At 66.0% G+C, this 16,152-nt stretch carries 11 protein-coding genes; all 11 read right to left on the reverse strand.

The window, feature by feature from the left end; genetic code table 11:
* Genes DLM86_RS11675 through DLM86_RS11725 form a run of 11 tightly spaced genes read right to left on the reverse strand, consistent with a single transcriptional unit; the run spans position 1 to position 16,139 of the window.
* On the reverse strand, positions 1-2,106 hold the full coding sequence (locus tag DLM86_RS11675; protein WP_110840171.1) for a phage tail protein: 2,106 nt from the start codon (positions 2,104-2,106) through the stop codon (positions 1-3).
* Between the two features lie 34 nt (positions 2,107-2,140).
* Entirely contained in the window at positions 2,141-4,399 is a 2,259-nt protein-coding gene (locus DLM86_RS11680) for a putative baseplate assembly protein (RefSeq protein WP_110840172.1), read from the reverse strand.
* A 49-nt stretch (positions 4,400-4,448) separates the two neighbouring features.
* The gene (locus tag DLM86_RS11685) at positions 4,449-7,529 is read right to left on the reverse strand and encodes a putative baseplate assembly protein (RefSeq protein WP_110840173.1); all 3,081 of its coding nucleotides are present in this window, start codon (positions 7,527-7,529) and stop codon (positions 4,449-4,451) included.
* Positions 7,530-7,565: 36 nt separating this feature from the next.
* On the reverse strand, positions 7,566-7,967 hold the full coding sequence (locus DLM86_RS11690; protein ID WP_110840174.1) for a GPW/gp25 family protein: 402 nt from the start codon (positions 7,965-7,967) through the stop codon (positions 7,566-7,568).
* A 55-nt stretch (positions 7,968-8,022) separates the two neighbouring features.
* Positions 8,023-8,739, reverse strand: coding sequence for a phage baseplate assembly protein V (locus tag DLM86_RS11695; RefSeq protein WP_110840175.1), 717 nt, complete (start codon positions 8,737-8,739; stop codon positions 8,023-8,025).
* Positions 8,736-9,827 (reverse strand): phage late control D family protein, encoded by a 1,092-nt coding sequence (locus DLM86_RS11700; RefSeq protein ID WP_110840176.1) that lies wholly within the window; start codon positions 9,825-9,827, stop codon positions 8,736-8,738. Before DLM86_RS11700 ends, DLM86_RS11695 begins: the two co-directional genes overlap by 4 nt.
* 4 nt (positions 9,828-9,831) lie before the next feature.
* Positions 9,832-10,458, reverse strand: a complete 627-nt coding sequence (locus DLM86_RS11705) for a CIS tube protein (RefSeq protein ID WP_211326510.1) — start codon at positions 10,456-10,458, stop codon at positions 9,832-9,834.
* A 21-nt stretch (positions 10,459-10,479) separates the two neighbouring features.
* Positions 10,480-15,078: a hypothetical protein gene (locus tag DLM86_RS11710; protein WP_110840177.1), complete on the reverse strand. Its 4,599-nt coding sequence runs from the start codon at positions 15,076-15,078 to the stop codon at positions 10,480-10,482.
* 31 nt (positions 15,079-15,109) lie between these two features.
* Positions 15,110-15,553 (reverse strand): phage tail protein, encoded by a 444-nt coding sequence (locus DLM86_RS11715; RefSeq protein ID WP_110840178.1) that lies wholly within the window; start codon positions 15,551-15,553, stop codon positions 15,110-15,112.
* A gap of 8 nt (positions 15,554-15,561) precedes the next feature.
* Positions 15,562-15,828, reverse strand: coding sequence for a DUF6760 family protein (locus tag DLM86_RS33090; RefSeq protein ID WP_342773074.1), 267 nt, complete (start codon positions 15,826-15,828; stop codon positions 15,562-15,564).
* On the reverse strand, positions 15,762-16,139 hold the full coding sequence (locus DLM86_RS11725; protein ID WP_110840179.1) for a phage tail assembly protein: 378 nt from the start codon (positions 16,137-16,139) through the stop codon (positions 15,762-15,764). Before DLM86_RS11725 ends, DLM86_RS33090 begins: the two co-directional genes overlap by 67 nt.
* Positions 16,140-16,152 lie beyond the last annotated feature (13 nt).

Genomic DNA, 16,152 nt, shown 5'->3' on the forward strand with positions numbered 1-16,152 from the left:
TTATTCCAATTCCGAATCCAGCTCGAGACGGGTATGGATATCGATCCGTTTGTCCCGGTCCACGTCGATCAGCACCGTATGGTGCGGCATTGACGATTGCTCGTCGAGCGTCAGCAGCGTCGGCTCCGACAGCACCGTATTGATGCCCAGGTACGTGTGCATGTCCGCATGCATCCACGGCTGCAGCACGACGAGCTTGCCTTCGGCGTAGGCGGGCTTCTGATCCTCGATGATCCGCTCGACCATCAGCCGCTGCTTGTCGGTGCGGACGCATTCCGGCGGCAGCATGACGCAGAACGTATACGGATCGTCGCCGTACAGCCGCTGGAACATGAGGCGAAGCTCCGACGTCTCCTGCATCGTTTTCAACTGATGGTGCTCGACGATATATGGCTCCACGCCGGTATACAAATGCAGCATCCGCGCCAGACCTTGCCTCGTGCCGCGAAGCTTATACAGCTCGGGCGCCCGCTTCAGCAGCGTCCGCAGCTTGTGCTCCTCCCAGCCGTCCGCGACGTCGAGCGCCAGCCAGCCGCCGAGCCAGCTCAAGTAACGACCGGCGACCGCATCCGCGTCGAAATTCGAGCTGACCTTGTCGATCTTCTCCTCCATTTCCGCGAGGAAGGAACCGAACAAGGCGAGAAACCGTTCCAAAAATCGGGTTCCGTCCGGATCCTCCTGATAGATGGACGGCAAATGGACGATCGGCGACTGCCGGGGAAAAAACACCCGCATCCGGCGTATCGTCGGCGCCGTCCGGTCGCTGCCGACCCATTCGATCCGCAGGCGCAAATACCGGCCTTTGGCGTTCGGAAGCAGGGCGTCCTTCGGATTGACGATCGGCTCGGACCACAGGTGCGCGCTCTCCCGCCATTTGCGCTCGTTCGGCACGTCCGGATCGGCGAAATAGTCCGAGTAATCGACGACCCGCCCGCCCAGCACGCCGAACGTCTCGTCCGTGGCGAAATACGATACGCGAAGCTGCGTCTCCTCCGGGATGTCCGCCAGCAGCTCGATTTTGTGCCACTCCGTCTCGTCCTCCGCGCTGTCCAACTCGCCCGACCAATACCATCCTTCCGGCAGCCCGGTTTCGGCCGAGGCGTTCACCCGGGATTGCAGCTCGAGAAGCGCGATCGCGCCCTGCTCCGCATCCAGCACGTACATCCGGCCCCGGTCGTCGTGCAGCAGCTTGTCGGCCCTCTCGCGGTAGCCGGACACTTTGGCCGTCAGCTCGCCCTGCATCGTATATTGCAAAATAAATCGCTCGTCCCGAGCGTTGCCCGGACTCGAATCCCCTATGTACAGCACGCCTCCGCCGCCCGTCGACAGCCCGGCCGGTTTGCCGGCCTCCGGGGCCAGCCCGAAAGCCGCCCGGGCCGCTCCGTCGGGCCGGAACGCGATCGTCGTCCCGGTCGCCGCATCGAGCAGCACCGGGCTTCCCGGCTCCGCCGCCGTCACATAAAACCGGCCGCGCAGGGCGTGAACCGCGCAAGGCTGCTCGAGCCGAAGCGAATCGTGCTCGTACAGCTGCGTCACTTCTCCGGAAGGGCTCCATTGCAAAATGACGATCCGGCCGCCCTGCGGCACCTCCGGATGGCCGAGCGGTCCGACTTCGCAATCGAGCGGCACGACCGTATACAGGTTCCGTCCGGCGTCCGCCGCCGTCGCGAGCGGGAACAGCTCGAGCCCGTTCCATTCCTGAGCCGCCCACAGCAGCTGGCCGTTCGAGGGGGAGACGGAAAAGACGCGCCGCTCTCCGACGGGATCGGCGATATAAAGCGCATCGCCGCGCGACGCCAGCAGCGCCCGGTGCGAGAACAGTCGGTGTCCGGGCGAATATAGCGGCTCGGAGTGCCGGTTTTCGTAATCGTGCACCCACAGGCTCGCCCGCGCATCCAGCACGTACAGCTTGCTGCCGGGACCGACGGCAAAATCGGCGACGGCGTCGGCCCCGTCGATGTCGGCGGCATGCACGATCCGGTAAAGCGAATATTTCTCCGTTCGGCTAACGGTGACGCCGTCCTCGCGAACGGTCAAGTTGGCCGAGGAACCGGCTTCCCAGTCCGACGGCTTGTTAAATGAAAAAAATCGAGCCGGCCGCTGCATCGGTTTCCCCCCTGTCCGTATGGCCGCATGGCGGTTACAAATCGGTCACGCCGATCAGCTCGATTTCGTGCTCGCCCGAGTAGACGAGCCCGAACGGCGGGAGATGGATGTCGCCGCCGCCGTCCTTTCGAACCGACGGCCCTTCGGCGTCGATCCACAAATCCTGCACATAGACGACGCCCTTCAGCTTGCTGATCGCCCCGTAAATGTCGCCCTTGTGGACGGAGCGCCCGAAGCGCCAGCCTTCGTCTTCGCTTTCACCGTGCCCGATCGGCCGAAGCAGCCGCCGGAGCACGCCGGCTATGGCGGCCCCGTCCTCTTTGCGTTCCGGCTCGACGACGACGACGGCGTGCACCGTAATTTTGATATAGGCGGCCGGGATGACATGAAGCTCGGTCGCAAGCAGGCGGTGCCGATCGAGATGCCGGCGCACCGTCTCGAGGAAGCCGGGACCGGCGGTCGGCTTCTCCCGTTCGCTGTACGGCACGACGACGACGGTCATTTGTCCCGCCGCCTTTTCCCGCGGATAATCTTTCATGCCGGGCCGGTACAGCGGAATCGCCTTCACGCGGGCGACGCGCAAACCGGGCGTATCGCGGGCGATCGCTTCGTAATCCTCGACCGTCACGGCCCGGGTCGGGGCGCTCAGCTCGCGCTGCACCCGAAGCTTCGCTTCCTCGATCGTCTCCTCCTCGGCGCCGCCGGTCGCGGCCGCCGCATTCGCGACCTTCAGTCCGGCCCATTCGGGGACGTCGGCGGCGATCGTGTCGACCATGCCGACTTTCACGTTCCCCCGTTGGCCGCCGCCCGCCGTCAGCGAGACGAAGCGGATGTTCGGGACGTCCGATTTGGCGGGAATGCGGCCCTGCTCGTTGTTGCCGAACCGGAGCAAGCCTTCGGTCCGGTCATACACGTAATGCCGGTCGGTCGGGAGCGAACGGTCGAAATCGTCGACCCGCTCCCAGTCTTCCCAGCTGCGCTCCCCCGTCCCCGCGACGGGAACGGCCACTTGCAGCACCATATCCCGCTTCCGGAACGGACCCGACCGGGAGAGGTCGAACTGCTGCTCCGGCAGCCCGTCGCTTCGCCCGACCCACAGGCGCGCCTCCTCCTCCGGATCGATCGCGACGATCCGGATCCGGTCGCGGCCGGGCTGCGGGATGCGTCCGTTCGTACCGTCGCCGAAGCGGATGCGGACGGAGCGGGCGGCAAGGTCGCGCTCGGCGGCGCAGCAGGCGTCGTCCGGCCCGCAGCGATCCAGGCCGGGCACGATTTGCCAATCCCGCCATCGGTCCCGATCGTCGCGCACTTGGACGGTCAGCTTGCCCGCGTAAGCCCAATATCCGCTCATTTCGCATACGAGACCCGGCTCTCCGTTCGAGTGGAAAAGGGCGAACTCGCTGTACGTGCGCCGTTCCACCGCCCGTACCGCATTCATGCACAAGCTGTCCAGCTTGGGCGACAGCTCGTAGCCTTCACGGTCGAGCGAGCAGCATATCCAGTACCGCTTCCGGTCGTCCGCCGGATACATCGCGAGCGGCCTCATCGGACCCGTTACCCGGAACGTCAGCCGTCCCGACCGGGACAGCTGGGAGGTCGTGTCGGATACGGTTTCGACCGGCGCCCAGCTTTCCCCTTCCTCCCGGTCGCACGCATACGTCCACGATACGGCCGAGGTCGCGATCGGCTCGGGCGGCTCCTCGGAGCCGTAGACGTCTCCGCCCCGTCCGACGGGAACGGGATACCGCTCGGACAGCCGGATCGACAGGACGATGTCCGTATTCTGCGGCAGCTCCCGGTCGAAGCCGATGAACAGCCGGCTCCCCCGGGCCGCCTCCGGACCGAACGCGTAGAAGGCGATGCCGGATTTCAAGTTCGAGGTGAAATCGCCGACCGCCGTCGCCGTGCGGACGATCACCTTTTCCAGCGACGCCGGCACGAGCCGCAGCGTCTCGTCCGTCTCGAACGTCTGGTCGTACGCCCGCATCGGCGTGCCGCGAGGAATCGTAAGCGGCCGGTCCGTCCCGGTAAACGCCACCTCGCACGTCGCGGATAACGCCTCCCGGGGGCTTGCGCCGAGCAGCTTCAAAAACTTCAGCTCGTTTTTCGCCGTAATCCGGTTCAAGTAATATTGCTGCATCTCGGTCATCCAAGCCAGCAGCTCGATCATCGTCATGCCGGGATCGTGGGCGTTCTCGTCGGTCCATTGCGGAAGCAGCTTCGGGATCGCCTGGCGGGCTTCCCGGACCATTTGCTCGTACATGCGGTCGTCCAAATCGGGCAACGGCAGCATCGTCTTCACCTCTCCTTCGCAGCCTTGGCGGCCAAAGTGATGATTCTCATCAGAGCGCGCGTACCGTCACTTTATGCTTGCCGCCGGCGATGACCCCGTGCGGGATGTGCAGCGGCCGGTTGCCGTCGATTTCGGTTCGGCGGTCGTCCTCCAGCAAATGGACGGTCATGTACAGCTTCTCCACGTATTGAATCGGGCGGATCGTCTTCAGCAGCGCGTAAAAGACGGAAGGGTGCACCGTCTGTCCGATGTCCCATCCTTTGCCGTCGAAGTTGCCGGTCAGCGGGTCGAGAAACCGTTCCAGCTTGCGGATCGCCTCCAGCTCGACCGGCAGCACCTCGTCCAGCTGCTCCACCGTCACGACCGCCGCGACCGATATTTCAAGGAACACCGGCGGCACGGCCCGAATGTTTTCCGGCCAAGCGACGAGCCCGGAGGCGCGCTGCAGCAAATACGACTCGACCTTCCGCTTGAGCTCCGGGAAAGCCGGCAAGCCGGCCCTTCCTTCCTTGGGCAGCACGACCAGCGTCATCGAGCCCGGCTGCTTCTCCATCCGCGCATTGCGGTTCGCCATGCATTTCACTTTGGCGATGTTCGGATACGCTTCCCGCGCCAGCCATTCGTAATCTTCCACCGTTACGGCCCGGCCGCGGTGCTTCAGCACGTGCGGCCCCCGTTGGACCGCCGAATCCGTCGTCTCCGGATCGCAGCCGCCGGCCGCCGGCTCGACATTGGTCACACCGCCGACGAAGGCGATCGAATTTTGCAGCGACGCGATCGTGCCCGCCGCCGTATTGCCTCGCCGTCCGAGCGTAACCCGATAGGAGACTCGCACCTTCTCCAGCCCGTCCTGCGGCGGCTCCATGCCGTGAATGCCGTCTCCGAACCGAATCCGGCCGAACGTGCGATCGATCGCATAGTGGCGGTCTTTCGCTCCGGAATCGGCGAAATGGGCCGTTTCGCTCCAACGCACCCACAGCTTCTGCAGATGGCCGTCGCTGTCGCGAATCGCCTCGTACGGAGGCGCGCCCGCCTCCTCGAAGGCGGCGACGTCCTCCTCGGTCGCGCGCCCCGTCTCGTCCACCCACACTTCCTCGGACACGATATTGCGGCCGGCAAGCTGATACGCCCCGCCGTCCGCCTCCCGGCTCTCCGGGTATTCCGCCGCAACCGATTCCTGCTGCACCGCCCGGACGGTATTGATCAAGAGTCCGCGCGCCTTCGGCAGCGAAGCCGTGCCGGCGAGATCGTCGTACCGGTCGTCGCGGTTGACCGCCCGGATCCAGCAGCCTTCGACGCCGAACACGGAATGCGCCGCGAAATCGCCGGGACCGGCGAACTGCAGCGTGCCGCTTTCCGTCAACCCTTTCGTCCCGTCGATCAGCTTGAGCGGCGCCCATTCCGGCTTGACGGCCCCGGGCGTCGCCGGCGTCCGCAAATATTCCCATTCCAGCCAGGGCGGCGATTCGCCCTTCGTCCGCTGCGGAACGATCGACGCGTAGATCGAGAGCGGCCCGCGCACCGGCGGCCGGTCGAAGCCGACGTACAGCGTCGGATGGCGTCCGTCGATCGGCGCGAACGGCTCGAACCCGCCGAGCTCGGAGCGGCTGTGCCGCGTCCGGTCCTCGTACACCGTATTGTTGAGCGTCACGCACCGGTCGGGCGCGTAAGCGCCGTCTCCGTCGAATTCGTACCGGATCCGGACATCCTCCATCCACGGGGACAAATAAACCGGCATCGGGGCGTACGCGTTCTCGATTTGTACGATGCGCCCGCGAATCCAGTAATTGGCGTGGCCGTTCACGTATACCGGCTCCAAGTCGTTCGGGCAGCGGAACGCGAGCCGCCGCCGCTTCCCTTCGTTCCCGGGATGGTAGAACAGCTTTTCCGCCGCCTTGCCGGCTTCGAGCCGCACCCAGGAGCCGCCGTTCCAATATTCCCAAACGACTTGCGCGATCGACACCTTCGGCGGATCCGGTCTTTCGAACTGCGCCTTCCGCATGATCGGCTTCCAGTCGATATTCGGCTCCTGCTCGGGCAAAAACCGGTTCTCGATCGCCTTCAGCGTAAAATCGATCGCGATGCGGCCGTCCCGCTTCGTAAGCGCCTCCCGGCTCGCCACGTAAAAGGAGCCGTACTGCGCAAACTGGTCGCCGAACGGATAAAAGCCGTCCGGGTCGGCCTGGAGGTCGTTGTAAAACATCAGGTCCGGCGTCAAGCCTCCCCGGTCCGACACGTCGAGATAGTCGGTCTTCACCGCCAGGCGGTCGACCGCGATGCCGCCGTCGGCAAGCGACCGGGCGCCCGGCTCGCGCGGCTTCAGCCGGCATTGGATCCATCGGCCGGTCGTCCCGTTCACTTCGCGCTCCGCCAGTTCTCCCGGCGTCGACTTCGTCAATACGATCCGGTTGTTCCGGGCGTGCACCCGGTCGAACGGCACCCATCCTTCCGCGGCGGCATACAGCCATTCCGTCAGCGACGGGTCCGCAAGCAGGCTGCTCATGCCCGTCTCGTCGAAGCGCCGGGCGGCGTTGCCGATCTCCACCTCGATGACCGCCGTCTCGTAAACGGTGAACAGCAGGTCGTGCGCCAAATAGAAGGCGTGCACCTGCAAGTTGTCCGCGCCGGCGATCCGAAACAGCGGGGTCGGCTCCGCCAGCCCGGAGGCGGCATCGGCCAATAACGGCTGCGGGAGCCGTATAATCGCGTCGTGCGTCTTGCTCGCCAAAAACGCCGCATGAAGCCGCGCCGGCGTCAGCAGGACGGTCCGCTCCGTCTCGAACGGAATGTCGCCGTCCGGTCCGCTCGAGTTGATGCGCGTTCCGGCCGGAATGACGACAGGCTCGCGCGTCCCCTCGTTCAGCGAGAACGTGACGTAGCCGGCCGACGGCCGGGCCGGCAGCAGCGACACGTCGAACAGGTTCAGGAAGGCGACGAGGTTTTTCGCCGGAACCCGGTTCAGCCGTTTGACGTTTTCGTGGTACATGTCCGCGAACAGCAAAAACAGCGCCGTTCCGGGATCCGGATCATCCGGATTGAATCTCCATTCCGGCGTATAATAAGGCGCCAGCTCCTTCATGCGGGCGACCAGATCCGCCATCGTGCGCGCGTCGAGCTGCGGAGGGTTCACGACGATGCCACCTCCTCTCCGTTCGGTTATGTATCGTTAAGTCGTACCCTCGTACAGGTAGAACGGGTATACTTGGTTGAACAGGTTGTTCGTCGTCCGCACGACGTACCGGACGCGGACTTGAACTTTACCCGGGTTGTCGCGGTCCGGTATGGCGGCGACGTCCACGTCCTCGACGCGCGGCTCCCAGACGCGGATCGCCTCGCGAATGTCGCCCTCGAGCAGCCGCAGCGTCGTGTCGTCCGTCGGGCCGAACGCGAATTCGCGCACGCCGCAGCCGAACCTCGGCCGCATGACCCGTTCTCCCTGCGTCGTGCCGAGAATGATGCGGATCGCTTCCGCGATGTCGTCCTCGTATTCGGACATTCGGATGCGGCCCGTCGCCGGGTCGACTTGAACCGGGAACTTCCACCCCCGCCCCAAAAATTCGCTAGACACTCGCTTTGACGCTCCTTCCGCGAAGCGACGCCGGATGCGTCCGGCACCGCGCTTCCTAGTTGATTTTGACCAACGTTCCTTTGATGTTGATCACGCCGTCCGACTTCAAGTCGAGCGAGGCGCCCGCCTTGAGCGCCATCGTCGCCGACGCCTCGATGTTCACCTGCGTCGACTTGATTTTGACTTCCTTCGCGCTTTCGATGGCGACGCTGCCTTTCGCGTCGATCGTTATTTTCGTCGAGCCGCTCGTGATCGAAATTTCGTTCGCCGAGCCGCCCTTGATCAATATCGTATTGTTGCCGCTCTGGTCGGCGATTTTGAGCGAATCGTCCTTGTCGGCCAGAACGACCGTCTGCCCTTTTTTCGTCTTCACCGTAATCGTCTCTTCGCCGGATTTGTCGTTGAATACGATCGTGTTGCCGGAACGCGAAACGATTTTGCGCTCGTCGTTTTTGTCCGCGAACGGAGGCGGCGTCTGCTTGTTGTTCCACAGCATGCCGATGACGATCGGGTAGCGGATTTGGCCCAAATGGAACGCGACGAGCACCTCGTCGCCGACCTCGGGGATGAACAGGCTGCCCATCTCCTTGCCCGCCATCATCGTGGCGATGCGCACCCAATCGGTTTCCGCCTTCTCGTCGTGCAGCGGCAAGTGCAGCTTGACCCGGCCGAGCTTGTCGGGATCGTTGTTGTTGGTGACGATGCCGATCATGACGCCGTCGATGCGCGGGTTGAGCGCGTCGGACATCCGGTCCGAGGGAAATTCCATCATATGGCGTTTCCTCCCAGCTTGAATCGCGTGATGTAGCCGTCCGAATCGAGCATGTGGCTGACCGACGTCAAATAATACGGCTGGTTGAATTTGGCGCCCGCCCCGTCCAGCTTCAAGTAGCGGCCCGCCCGCAATTCCGGTATGCCGTTGCATTCGCCCGTGCCGCTGACGAGCTTCATCGCCCGGTTGGCCAGATAGGCGGTCGCGTAATTTTTCGCTTCGTCCGCCGAGCTGGCGTTCATGTACAGCGTTTCGGTATAGTCGCCGATGGCGGCCAGCACGTCCTTGCCGGTTTTCGAATTGGAGCCGAGCTTCGTAATGGCGCCCGCCTCGCCCGTAGCCACTTTTTGGTCCTTGTCGTCCCAATGGCGGATTTTGACCGCGGTCAGCTGCTCGGCCAAATTGTGCTCGATGGACAGCGAGCGCAGCTCCGATCCCCATTTGAGCGTGACGACGGGCGTCGTCTGGGTGAGCGGCTTGCGGAAGTACAGATGCTTGCCGACGACGAAAAAGTCGTAGTTCATCAGTCGGGCCAAATGCTGGACGAAATGAAAATCGTCCATCATGTTTTGCGAGATCGTCGGCAGCTTGTCGGGCGTGTCGTCCACATGGGGTGTCGCTTTATGCCGGGAAGCGATCTCCTTGACGATGTCGCTGTATTTTTTCTCGTTCCACGTCTGCATTCGCGTCCCTTTCATCATGAAGAAGCTGAGGTCCATCCCCCTGACGAGCAGGACGGCACCCTCCCCCTCTTGAAATTCGACGGTCACCGAGGTGATGTAGCCGCTGAATACCGGGGCGAACTTGTCGACGTAGCCGAGCTTGATGTCGATCGGCGTGCCGACGGCGAACAAGTCGAGCCAGTTCCACTCGCTTTTCTGCCAGTCGAAGGCGTTCGAAATCCGGATCGCGAACGAGTCCGCGGTCGGCTCGACCGTCGTGTCGACGCGTACGAAGGAGACCGGGATGCCGTCCGGAATTTTGTTGCCGTTGACCGTAATTTCGGCCGCGGGCGCGAAAAAGTTTTTATAGGTTTTGGCCAAATCGGCGTAGGTGAACGAATCGGTACTCAATTCCAGCTGCGCCATCGTCTTAGTCCAACCTCGGAACGATTATTCGTCTGCCGGTTTGCAGCCGGGCCGGATTGTCGATCCGGTTCGCCTTGGCGATTTCCCGCCACAAGCCGGGATCCTGGTATTCGTGGGCGGCGATCATCCACAGCTCGTCGCCCTGCTTGAGCGTCGTCTGCTTCGTCCGGTCGGCGGAATGGCGCGGAATGTTCTGGAGCTGCTCCTCCTTCGTGTACCACGAGCGGAACGACACCTTCAGCTTCGCGCGCACCGGAATGCCGGATTCGAGAAACATCGTGAACGATTGCGTCACCTTCTCGACGACGCCCTTGAAATCGATCGAGCCCCACACGAAACGGCAGACGGGCGGAGCGTGCAGCTCCTTTTCCACGTCGAGCAGGCCGGAAATTTTTTTCGTATAGTCGCGGACGTCCGTTCCTTTCTCGTACGTGTCGAAGAACAGGTCCAGCGACAGCGTCGTCGTATTGCCGCTGACGAACTGGCCGACCGGCATCGACAAGCCCGGTACGTTTTCCCAGTCGTACTTGTTGCTCGAATCCAACGAATATTCGCTCGGGTTGAACAGCACCTCGACGTTTTCCTTGCTGTTGCCCCGGTCCACGATGATCATCGCTTTTTTGAGCGGCACTGGCACCCCCGCCTTTCGGTTTTACAAGCCTCGCGTCTGCCGGTCGAACTTGAGCTTCCGCTCGATCTCGCGATAGACGCGGTCGGCGATTTTCTTGATGTCGAATTGCGGCAGCTTCTTGACCATTTCCTGCAGCTCGGCCATGTCGATGGAGGCCGCGGACGTCTCCGGAACGGCCGCGGCGGCCGGCGCATCCGTCCTTGCGGCGGCGCGCCGGAAGTCGAGCTCGGCCGGCTCGTCGGCGAGCGCGCTCGGCGCCGCCGAGGCGGCCGGCTGCTTATGCTCGAGCGCCGCCGCACCGGCGGCCGCTCCGGCTGTGCCGGCCGCGAGCGGCGGGCGGCCGTGCGCCGGCAGCGCCAAGGCGAGCGCCGCCGTCGGCGGAAGCGCCGGCCGCAGCGCGGCCAGCGGCTCGCCGCCGCCCGGCACGGCGGGCCGCCATGCGGCTGCGGCGCCCGGCACGGCGCCCGGCGGCTCGCGGCGCAGCCGCAGCGTCGCCGGCGCTGCCGCGAGCGCGGCCGCCCGCGGGGCGGCGCCGGCCGGGCGCTCCGCGCCGGGCGTGCGGACGATGACGCTGCGCATCGTCCGGACCGTCTCGCGGAGCGTCCGCGCGAGCGACGGCCCCGCCGGTCCGGCGGGGGCCGCGACGCTTCGCGGCGCGATGCCGGCGGCGCCGATGCCTGCGCGGCCGAGGGCGCGCGAAGCGCCCTCTCCGCTTCCGCGCGCCGATCCGGCGGACAGCCGCGCAAGCTCCGTCCGGGTCCAATCGTCGCGGAAGCGGCGGTATACCGTCGCGCTTGCGCTTGCGGACGCCCACGGGCGCCCCGCCGACGCGACGTCCGCCTCGCCCGCGCGTGCCCGCGCCGGAGCGGCCGCTGCGGCAAAGGCGCCGGCGGCGCCGCCATCGCCGGCGTCGGCGTGCGCACGGCCGTCCGCGTGCGCGAACCGGACCGCCGCCGTCCGGCGGGGCGGCATCGCGTCCGCGCCCCGGCCGGCGGCCGGCGCCGGGCTTGGCGCCGCGGTCGCGAGCGCCCCGTGCGGTCGCAGGCCGTCCGCCGCGAACGGCGACGCCGCCCGCAGCGGGACGCGGCCGATCGGCCCGCGCGCCGGGACGCCCGCTTCGGGCGGCGCAGGCTCGGCCCGGCCCGCCGGGCGGCGGCGCAGGACGACGGCCGCGGACGCTTGCCCGGCCGCTCGGGCCGGCGCTCGCGCCGCTTCCGGCTCGCCGCCGGGGTCGCCGCCCGCCGCGCGGTTCCCTTCGCGGACGGCCGAAGCGGTCGGGGCCGGGCCGGCGGACAGGCCCCGACCGCTTCGGCCAAGCCGGTGACCGAGAGCCGCCGTCGCCGGCGGCTCCTCGCCGAAGCCGGGTCGCCCGGCCGGAAACGCGCGGTCCGGCACTAGCGGCGGCTCAACTGCGAGGAATCGGCCGACCGTGCCGAGAGGCGCCCCCTCCGCGCCGAATGTCATACTCTTGGCGGCTCCGTCGGAAACGTGTTGCCGCCCCCAGCTTCTGCGAAGGAAGGACCGGGCGTTCGTCGGTCCTGGGCCCCGCATCGCTTCGGCACTACCGGCCGAAGCCCCGCGCCGATCGCCGTTCATTCCGAGTCCGTAAAGCGAGTTGCCGTCCGATCCGTTGCCGACCGGCGCCGACCGCCCCCGCACGAGCGTTGACGCCTGCAACCCCGTGCCCGCCAGACGCGAGCTCGTCACCCTCATATTCGCATGCTCGAGCAGACGCGCGGCGAGCCTCGACACCGCCGGCGGGATGCCGCGCGCGCTCGCTTCCCACGGGCCCGCGGGCAAGCGCCCCGTTGCGTTTCCGGCCGCCGTCCGAACGCGATAGGCCCGTGCGTCGAGACGTTCCGCCGTTTCCGCGCTTCGCCGGAGCGGAGGCGGGACGACTGCGGCGTCGGGCGCCGAGTCCGCCGGAGCGTCCGCTTCTTGGCTGTACGCCCGTTTCGTCCGCCGTCCCGTCCGCGCGGCTTCGTTCGGCTCCGCTCCGGCTTCGGCGCTTATTGCCGCGCCGCGTCGGAGCGTCAGCCGAAGCGTGGCGCCGCCGTTATCGCGAGCGTCCGCCCCGCCCTCGTCCGACGCGCCGAACAAGCCCGGCGCAGCTGCGGACAGATCGAGCGCGCGCCGAAGCGCGAACGAGCGCAGCAGCTCCGACGTCTCCCGCTCCAAGGAAGGCTCCGACGAAAGCTTCGCCGCGGCTTGCCGCCCTTCCGCTCCTAGGGCAGATGAACCCTCGCGCCGTCCGTGCGCCGCCGATTCACGGCCACTCCCGGTTCGTTCGGGATTCGATACGGCCGTCTCTGGCACTCCGCCGACTGCGGCCTCGGTCCGCGCGGACCGGATCGTCGGCCTCGCCGCCGGCATCCCGGGCCGGCTTCGTACTTCGCCGGCTCTCCCCCGTCGGTTCGGGCGGGCTTCCTCGTTATTCTCCCCCTTGTCGGACGATGCCGGCGGCAGCCGGCGAACCGGCTCGGCCTGGCCGTCGGCGCGCCCCGCATAAGAAAGCCGTTCCGTCTGTCCGCCGCTCTTCGGCGCATGGCGCAGCCCCGCAGCCCGGCCACGAAACGCCGCTCCGCTCGCCGTATAAGCCCCGGTCGGGCCCGGCCGCTCGTCCGGAGCGGCTCCGGCGCGCGACAGAAGCCGCTCCGCCGCTTCCGCGTGCCTACTCCATAATGCGAGCGCTTGGCGCGTCGTCCGCTCCGGAAGCGACGCCTGCGCGCGCGGCGGCGGAAGTTCGCCGTCCGGTCCGCCGACATTCGCCGCCGCGCGTCGGACAATCGCGCCTCGTCCGCGGCCGCGCAGCAGCGGCATCCCCGTAACGGCCGGCGGAAAAGCTTCCCCGCCGTCCTCCGGCTTTTTTCGCCCGGAAGCATCCGCAGCGGCGAATCGGTCCGCCGAAGCGCCCATACGCCGCACGGACGCATTCGCCTGAGGCCGTTCGGGCGGCGCGTCCTCGCGGAGCGGCTCCCCCGGAGCGGCGGCCGACTGCCGCCTTACGAACGCCGTCGTCGCTTCCTCCGCGCCCGCCCGTTCCGTGCGGGCCGCCTGCATCGCCGCATGCGGCGTACCGGCCGGCTCCGCATACCGTCCGAGCGCGAGCCGGAGCGTCTGCGGGACGTACGGCCGATGAACCAGATGCCGCGAAGCTTGGGTCACCCCTTCCGGCCGCAGCCGTATCGGCCCTACGCCTTCCGCGCCGAGCCGATGCCCTCGTTCCCGTCGGCCCGCTTCATCTCCGCTTCGCGGAGCGTGGCGAAGCGAACCCCAAAACATCCGCCGCGCGGCCCGTTCCTTCCTCTCCCGTTCTCCCGAAGCGCCGGTTGGCCCCCCGTCCCCGGAAAACGGTTCCTGATCCGGCCTTGCCGGCGCGAACGATGCGCCGAATCGCAACATCGTCCGAGCCGTTGCCGTATATGTCAGCGGGATCGGTTCCCGCGATCGAACGGACGCGCCCGCTTGCTCCCGGACCGCGTTTCCCGCTGCCCGCTGCCGCCGCCGTCCGTCTTCGCCGGAATGTCCCGCGCCGATTTCGTTGGTTGACGCCGCGCCCGCCTCGATCGTGCGAACGGACGCGCCCGTTTGCTTGCCCTGGGTCGCCAAAAGCTCGATTCCGTGGTTCTTGCTCGCATGCGCGAACGTTTGCGCATGCGGATCGACGATGCTGTTCAGAAAAGTCCGGTTGCGGATAAAGGGCGTCCGGTACCGGTTGCGATGAATCAACAGCCGTTGTTGCCCCGGCGCGTTCCCGCTCCCGAAACTCGCTTGACTCGTTCCGTCTTCGCGGCTTCCCGCCCATCCGTCTCCGTAAACCGGGTAACGGACCGGCTTCAACCGGACGACCGCTGCGGATACGGGACGGTTTGTTTCGTCCGATCGGGTCCCGCCGATTCCGGTATCGTCGGCTTTCGCCGCGTCTGCCTGGCGCCCTCCCGTTTCGCGCTTCCCTCGCCGTCGTCCCGGCTTTCCGTCCGCCGGCTTCGATCCGCCCGACTCCGGGGCGCCCGCTCCCGCACTCGCTCCGGCTTCGCTTTCTTCGATGGCCTGTTTATTCGGCCTCGTCTTCGGTTCCGGCTCCCGTTCCTTCCCGGCGCCCCGCTTTCGCCGCCCGCGTCCGCCTTCGGACCCGTTGTCCGCCGCGCGCTTCCCGCCATCGGCCGAATCCGGTTTCCCGGCGGCCGCCTTCGCATCCGGAGGAGCATCCGTCCGATTGTCCGAGCGGGTGCCCGGGCCGGCAAGCTGCCGCTCCGTCACGACGCGTTCGGTCAGCCGGACCGTTTCGCGAACCGCAATTCGTTCCGGCGGCGTTGCGGCCATCGCCTGCTGCAGCTGCTGCAGCCGGGTCAGCCATTGCACCGTCATGACGTCGCCGCCTTTGCCGCCGCGCATCGCTTGCGCGACCAGCTCGCGCTGAAGCTTGAATACGAGCGACAGACGACCCCAGCGGCCGTCGCGCGTAAAGCCGTACTTGCCCATGATGTCCGCGGCGAACCGTCCCGCCTCCATCGCCGCACGTCCGGCCGACGCCGAGCCGCCGCTGCGGATCGAGACGGGTAGCGGCGCCTGACGATCCAAACGTCGGATTCGCGCTCGATCTTGTTTTCGGGAAGCCATGTCGAATCCCTCCGCCTTGCCGCTACTTGCTCTACTTGCTGAATATCGCCTTCAAGCCGTTGTGGACGATCTCGACCGATTCCACCGCCACGTTGCCGCCCGTCGCGTTCAGGTCGGGGCCGTGCCACTTGACGGGGAACGCCTCGAAGAAGTTCCACCGGCATATTTCTTTCCCCGCGTGGTTGTACAGGATGACCGCACCGTTTTTGCGCTTGATTTTGCCCGCGGCCACTCCGTCGTACCAGTCCCACAGCTCGCTCGACGAGGTCATTCCCCGCTTGAGCACGATGCGCGGGTATTTCGTCTGCTTCGGCAAATAATGGATGTGCGTGTTCAGTCCGCCTTCGGCGAATTCCATCACTTCGGTTTCGGACTGGATGCCCGTCACCTCGGAAAATCCGGCCACCAGCAGCCCGTCCAGCTCCACCTTGAAGCGGAAAGCGCCGCTTACGTCGTTGGTCCGTTGCACGGTCACCGGATCGATCACCTCTTGTTAAAGACGTCGAACGGATTGTTCGGCTTTTCTTTGCCGTCGTCGTTCAAATTGCGGTTGATTTTCGATATTTCCTCGCACCAGCGGCGGCGCTCCCGATGCTCCATCGACATGATCTGCTCGTGGGGCCAATGGAAGTAATACGCGATAAAGCTGGCCTCCTCGTAAATTTTGTCGATGGGATATCCGGTTATGCCCCCGCCGTCTCGTCCAAAAAAGACACGTCCACGCTGAACTCGTGCTCGCATTTCGGGCATACGCAGTGCACCTTCGGCACTTCCGCTTCATTGATCGTGCGGTACAAATTTTGCAGGTAAGCGAGATCCGCCGTGAACATCCGTTCGATGACGCGGGTGTCGATGGCGCGCAAATCGCCCAGCTTGATGATGACGCGGGCCAGCAGGATGATGCTCAGGTAGCCCGGATTTTGCTGTACCCGCTGGTCGCGCATCGGCAAAATTTCGTCGGCCGCCGTCGCCAGCCGCATGACGCCGCGCCGGTGAAGCGTGCCGCTTTCGTCCACGTAACCCCGGGGAAGCTCGAATTCGTATTCGGTCTGAAATGCCATGTTCTTGTCCTCC

The sequence above is a fragment of the Paenibacillus flagellatus genome (assembly GCF_003217775.1).
Lineage (GTDB): Bacteria > Bacillota > Bacilli > Paenibacillales > NBRC-103111 > Paenibacillus_AB > Paenibacillus_AB flagellatus.